This window comes from Micromonospora sp. NPDC005367 (assembly GCF_040606825.1).
Classification (GTDB): Bacteria; Actinomycetota; Actinomycetes; order Mycobacteriales; family Micromonosporaceae; genus Micromonospora.
Map to the genome: position 1 here is coordinate 1 of NZ_JBEXFP010000095.1, position 5,837 is coordinate 5,837.

The window sequence follows — 5,837 nt, forward strand, 5'->3', positions numbered from 1 at the left end:
GCCCCCCCGGCCCCGCGGCCCGCCACCCCGCCCCCCCCCCCCGTGCCCCCGGCCCCGGCCGTGCCCGCGGGGGGGGGGGGGGGGCGGGCCCCCCCCCCCCCCCCACCACCGGTGTCAGAGCCAGCCGCGCCGGGCGGCCTGGAACGCCAGCCCGGGCCGGGTGTCCACGCCGGCGGCGATCATCAGGTCGGCCAGCCGTCGTTGCACGGTACGACGGCTCACGCCCAGCTGTGAGGCGATGGACTTGTCCGGGACGCCGGCCACGAAGAGCGCGAGCAGCCGGGTCTCGTCGGCGTCCGGCCGGTAGTCGTCACCGGCCGGTTCGTGCACGGCCGTGCCGGTCGAGCGAAGTGGTGTGGCGATGCGCCAGTGGCTCTCGAAGAGGGCGAGCAGCGCGTCGAGCAGCTGGCTGCGGCCGATGACCGCGGCGCTCGTCTCGCCGCCGGCCCCGTCCGGCACCAGCGGGCAGATCGCCGTGCGGGCGTCCACGATGGCCAGCCGTACCGGCAGCCGGTCGAGCACGCGGGCCTGCTCGCCGGCCCGGATCCCGTTCTCGAGGTCCTCCAGCGCGCCGGGTTCGAGGAGCATCTCCCGCTCGTAGATGGCCCGATATCGGACCCCGCGGGCCAGCGCGTCGAACTCCTCGAGGTTGTCCTGCCCCGCCATGGCCAACGGGTTGGCGCGGCAGAACCACAACACCTCGTCGCGGGCGCCGTTCTGCAGGTCACGCAGGCGTTCCCGGAGCGCCCCGGCGCCTCGGACGACCTCCACCAGGTGTGCTGCGTCGTGGCGGCGCATCCCGGCCCGGTACTCCTCGGTCAGCTGGTCGACCGCCGCGCGGGCGGTTTCCAGCGCCTCCTGCCGGCGCAGCAGCGCCGCGCCGAGCGGCACGTCGGGTGCGAGCGGCCGCACCGGGGTGTCCGGGTCCGGTCCGGCGGGCGGCACCAGCCCCTTGCCGCGCAGCGCGTCCAGCTGCGCCAGCACCTCCGTACGGGGCCGGCGCAGCCGCTCGACCAGCTCGTCGACCCGCGCGGCCGTGAGCCGCACCAGAACGCGGTAGAGCTGCTCCTCACCCGGGGTCAGGCCGATCACCTCAAACACGGAGCTGAACTGTACGAGCCGCCCGACGTGGGCTCGTCGGCTGGTCAACTGTCGGACCGCGCGTCTACTGTCAGGTGCTGTGCTGGAGGAGCTGCGCATCACCGGACTGGGCGTCATCGAGGACACCACGCTGCCGTTGACCGGCGGCATGAACGTCATCACCGGCGAGACCGGTGCGGGCAAGACCATGGTGGTGACCGGCCTCGGCCTGCTCTTCGGCGGTCGGGCCGACGCCGGGCGGGTGCGGGCCCAGCCGGGCCGTGCCGTGGTGGAGGGGCGGCTGCGCCTGACCGGCCGGGTCGCCGAGACGGTGCACGCCCGCATCACCGACGCCGGCGGTGATCCGGACGAGGACGGCTCGCTGCTGCTGAGCCGCACGGTGACGGTCGAGGGTCGATCCCGGGCGCACGTGGGTGGCCGCAGCATGCCGGTGTCGATGCTGGGCGAGGTCGGTGAGCAGGTGGTCGCCGTGCACGGCCAGTCGGACCAGCTGCGGCTGCTGCGTCCGGCCGAGCAGCGGGCCGCGCTCGACCGGTTCGCCGGCCCGGAGCACGAGAAGCTGCTCGAGACGCTGCGCGAGGCGTACACCGGGTGGCGCCGGGTGGTCGACGACCTGGCCGACCGGCGGCGCAACGCCCGGGAGCGGCATCAGGAGGCCGACCTGCTGCGGCTGGGGCTCGACGAGATCACCCGGGTCGACCCGCAGCCCGGCGAGGACGACGAGCTCAAGGCCGAGGCGCAGCGGTTGGAGCACGCCGAGGGGCTGCGCACCGCGGCACAGATCGCCCAGCAGTGCGTCGCCGGCGGCGCGGAGGCGGCCGACGACACTCCGGACGCCACGGCCCTGCTCGGCGCCGCCCGGCGGGCACTGGAGGCGCAGGCCGACACCGACCCGGCGCTGGGTGACCTGGCGACGCGGCTGGAGGAGGCGGCCACCCTGGTCACCGACGTCTCCGCCGAGCTGTCGACCTACCTCGCCTCGCTCGACGCCGACCCGGCCCGGTTGCAGACCGTCTACGAGCGGCGGGCCGCGCTGCGCGCGCTGACCCGCAAGTACGCGGACGACGTCGACGGGGTCATCGCCTGGGCCGAGCGGGCCCGTACCCGACTGTCCGAGCTGGACACCTCAGACGAGTTCCTCGACGAGTTGGAGCGAGAGGGGCAGCGGCTCGCCGCCGAGGTGGCGGAGCTGGCCGGCCGGGTGTCGGTGTCCCGACAGGAAGCGGCCCACCGGTTCGCCGAGCAGGTCACGGTCGAGCTGGCCGGGTTGGCCATGCCGCACGCCCGGATCGAGGTGGCGGTGGTGCCCCGACCGGCCAATCGCGCGGAGCCGACCCTGACGGTCAACGGGTCGCAGGTCGGCGTCGGCCCGGACGGTGGTGACGAGGTCGAGCTGCGGTTGCTGGCCCATCCGGGCGCGCCGTCGCTGCCGTTGCAGCGGGGCGCCTCCGGTGGTGAGCTGTCCCGGGTCATGCTCGCCATCGAGGTGGTCTTCGCCGGCTCCGGCGGCCCGCCCACGCTGGTCTTCGACGAGGTCGACGCCGGTGTCGGCGGCCGGGCGGCGGTGGAGATCGGGCGCCGGCTGGCCCGGCTGGCTCGCAGTCACCAGGTGCTGGTCGTCACCCACCTGCCGCAGGTCGCCGCGTTCGCCGACCGGCACCTGGTGGTCGCGAAGGACACCGGGGGTGCGGTGACCACCAGCGGGGTGCGTGTGGTGGAGGACACAGAGCGGGCCCGCGAACTCGCCCGGATGCTCGCAGGTTTGCCGGACTCGGATCTGGGTATCGCACACGCAGAGGAGCTTCTGGCCGTGGCGGCCAAGGAAAGGCGGGCGTGACCCGCGGTATTGTGAGCGCAAGCACACCGGCCTGCGCTCTGGTGTGCTTCCCTGGGTAGGCGGCCCTGCTCAGGCATGTCGCGACAGAAATCCCTGCCTCACATGCCAGGATGGTCAGGATGCGTCTACCCACGTTGCGCCGGACCCGGAACGCGGAACCGGGCAGTGTCCTCGGCACCGCACGTCTGGACCGCCGTACGAAGCGGCTGGTCGGCCGGCTCCGCCCCGGCGACATCGCGGTGATCGACCACGTCGACGTGGACCGGGTGGCCGCCGACTCGCTGGTCGCCGTCGGCGTCGCCGCCGTGCTCAACGCCAAGCCGTCGGTCTCCGGGCGTTACCCGAACCTCGGCCCCGAGGTGCTCATCGGCGCGGGCATCCCGCTCCTCGACGACCTGGGCGAGGGCATCTTCGAACAGATCCGCGAGGGCGACACCGTGCGGATCGAGGGCAACACGGTCTACGTCGGCGACGAGCCGGTGGCGCACGGCGCCCTGCAGGACACCGAGACGGTGGCCAAGGCGATGGCCGACGCCCGGGAGGGGCTGTCGGTGCAGTTGGAGGCGTTCGCCGCCAACACCATGGACTACCTCAAGCAGGAACGGGACCTGCTGCTCGACGGGGTCGGCGTACCCGAGATCCAGACCCAGATCCAGGGCCGGCACTGCCTCATCGTGGTCCGGGGCTACGACTACAAGGCCGACCTGGACGTGCTGCGCCCGTACATCCGGGAGTTCAAGCCGGTGCTCATCGGCGTCGACGGCGGGGCCGACGCGCTGGTCGAGGCGGGCTACACCCCCGACATGATCATCGGCGACATGGATTCGGTCACCGACGACGTGCTGCGCTGCGGCGCCGAGGTGATCGTGCACGCGTACCCGGACGGGCGGGCGCCCGGTCTGCCGCGGGTCACCGCGCTCGGCGTGCCGGCGGTGACCTTCCCGGCCGCCGCGACCAGCGAGGACCTCGCCATGCTGCTCGCCGACGAGAAGGGCGCCTCGTTGCTGGTGGCCGTCGGCACGCACGCCACCCTTGTCGAGTTCCTCGACAAGGGTCGAGGCGGTATGGCCTCGACGTTCCTCACCCGGCTGAAGGTCGGCGGCAAGCTGGTCGACGCCAAGGGCGTGAGCCGGCTCTACCGGCAGAGTATCTCCGGCTCCTCGCTGCTGCTGCTGGTGCTCTCGGCGATCGCCGCGATGGCCTCCGCGGTGGCCGTCTCCACGGTCGGAAAGGCGTACCTGGGCGTGGTCTCCGAGTGGTGGGACAATTTCGTCTTCCAGCTCGGCCAGCTCTTCTAGCTCCGACGATCAAGAGGCTGCAAGCGTGATCAATTTCCGCTACCACGTGGTGTCGCTGACCGCGGTGTTCCTGGCGCTGGCCATCGGCCTGGTGGTCGGCACGGCCGCCCTCAACGGTCCGGTGGCCGACTCGCTCAAGGAACAGGTCACCGCCCTGCGCAAGGACAACCAGCAGATGCGCCAGACGGTGAACAACATGGAGAAGGAGCTGGAGTCGGAGGAGGGCTTCGCGGCGGAGATGGCGCAGGTCGTGCTCCCCGGCAAGCTCACCGGCCGCCGGGTCCTGGTGATCAGCCTGCCCACCGGGCGGGACCACACCGAGGGCGTGCTGAAGTCGCTCCAGCTGGCCGGCGCGAACGTCACCGGCCGGGTGGACCTGCAGGACAAGTTCATCAACCCGGACAACAACAACAATCTGCTGGAGCTGGCGGTGACCGCGGTCCGGCCGACCAGCGCGCAGACCAGCACCCTGCCCGGCAACGGCCAGGGCGTGGAGACCTCCAGCGCGCTGCTGGCCAGCGTGCTGCTCGACCGGGGGGCGGGCGTCCCGGCGGTCACCGACGCCGACCGGCGGGCGGTGCTGGCCGCGTACACCAACGACGGGTACCTCACCACCGAGGACCGGATCAGCGGGCCGGCGGAGGCCGTCGTGGTGGTCAGCGGCCAGCCGTACGTGGACAAGGACTCCGCCAAGAAGGACGAGTCGGTGGTGAAGGTCGCCGAGCAGTTCGACCGGACCGGCGCGATCGTCGTCGGCGGCAACGGTTCCGACGGCGGCAACCTCGTGGCGGCCGTGCGCGGCGACGCCGTGCTCTCCCAGTCGATCTCCACCGTCGACAACGCGAACACCATCCAGGGCCAGTTGGTCACCACCCTCGCGCTGGTGCAGCAGCTCACCGAGAAGAAGGCCGGCCAGTACGGCGTGGGCAACAACGCCGAGTCGCTGCTGCCTAAACTGCCCCAGTGACCGAACCACGTACCCGGACACCCGTCGAGCAAACGATGATCGGAGCGACCGCGTGAGCATGCTGGGCCGGCTGCTGACCGCCGGCGCCGGGGCGGTCGCCGCCCGGTACGCGCTGCGCCAGGTGCGTACCTCCCCGGCCGGGCCCGCGCTCGCGCGTACCAACTTCCGGGGCCGCTCGGTGAGCCTCGCGGCGGGCCCGGCGCTCGCCGTCGGCGCGACCGGCGCGGCGGCGTTCGGGGCCACCAGCACGGCGTCCGGCGCCGCGAGCATGGTCGCCGGCCTCGGCGCGGGCGCGGTGGGGCTCTACGACGACGTGGTCGGCGCCCGGCCGGAGCAGAAGACGGCAAAGGGCTTCGCCGGTCACCTCGCCGCGCTGCGCGAGGGGCGGGTCACCGCCGGCCTCATCAAGATCGTCGGGGTGGGTGCCGCCGGGCTCGGCGCGGCCGCGCTGCTCGCCGCCGACCCCCGGGTCGCCGGGCACCGTCGCCGGGCCCGGCTGGGCGCGCTCGGCCGCGGCGCCGACGTGCTCCTCGGCGCCGGCGTGGTCGCCGGCACCGCGAACCTGCTCAACCTGCTTGACCTGCGTCCCGGCCGGGCGCTCAAGTCCGGCCTGCTGCTCGGCGCGCCGCTGGCC

General features: G+C 73.4%; 5 protein-coding genes. 4 read left to right on the plus strand and 1 reads right to left on the minus strand.

Translation table 11 applies throughout. The features are described from left to right. Positions 1–114 precede the first annotated feature (114 nt). Positions 115–1,101 (minus strand): helix-turn-helix domain-containing protein, encoded by a 987-nt coding sequence (locus tag ABZS42_RS31755; protein WP_355151632.1) that lies wholly within the window; start codon positions 1,099–1,101, stop codon positions 115–117. A gap of 79 nt (positions 1,102–1,180) precedes the next feature. Here ABZS42_RS31755 and recN point away from each other — a divergent pair, with 79 nt between their 5' ends. The 4 genes from recN to ABZS42_RS31775 form a co-directional block, all read left to right on the plus strand. Further along, positions 1,181–2,938 carry a DNA repair protein RecN gene (recN, locus tag ABZS42_RS31760; protein WP_355151634.1) on the plus strand — a complete coding sequence of 586 codons (1,758 nt, stop codon included), beginning with the start codon at positions 1,181–1,183 and terminating at the stop codon, positions 2,936–2,938. 119 nt (positions 2,939–3,057) lie between these two features. After that, positions 3,058–4,236, plus strand: a complete 1,179-nt coding sequence (steA, locus tag ABZS42_RS31765; RefSeq protein WP_355151636.1) for a putative cytokinetic ring protein SteA — start codon at positions 3,058–3,060, stop codon at positions 4,234–4,236. 25 nt (positions 4,237–4,261) lie between these two features. Further along, positions 4,262–5,203, plus strand: coding sequence for a copper transporter (locus ABZS42_RS31770; protein ID WP_355151638.1), 942 nt, complete (start codon positions 4,262–4,264; stop codon positions 5,201–5,203). A 52-nt stretch (positions 5,204–5,255) separates the two neighbouring features. After that, positions 5,256–5,837, plus strand: a 582-nt coding sequence (locus ABZS42_RS31775) for a hypothetical protein (RefSeq protein WP_355151640.1), incomplete at its 3' end; no start/stop codon positions are given.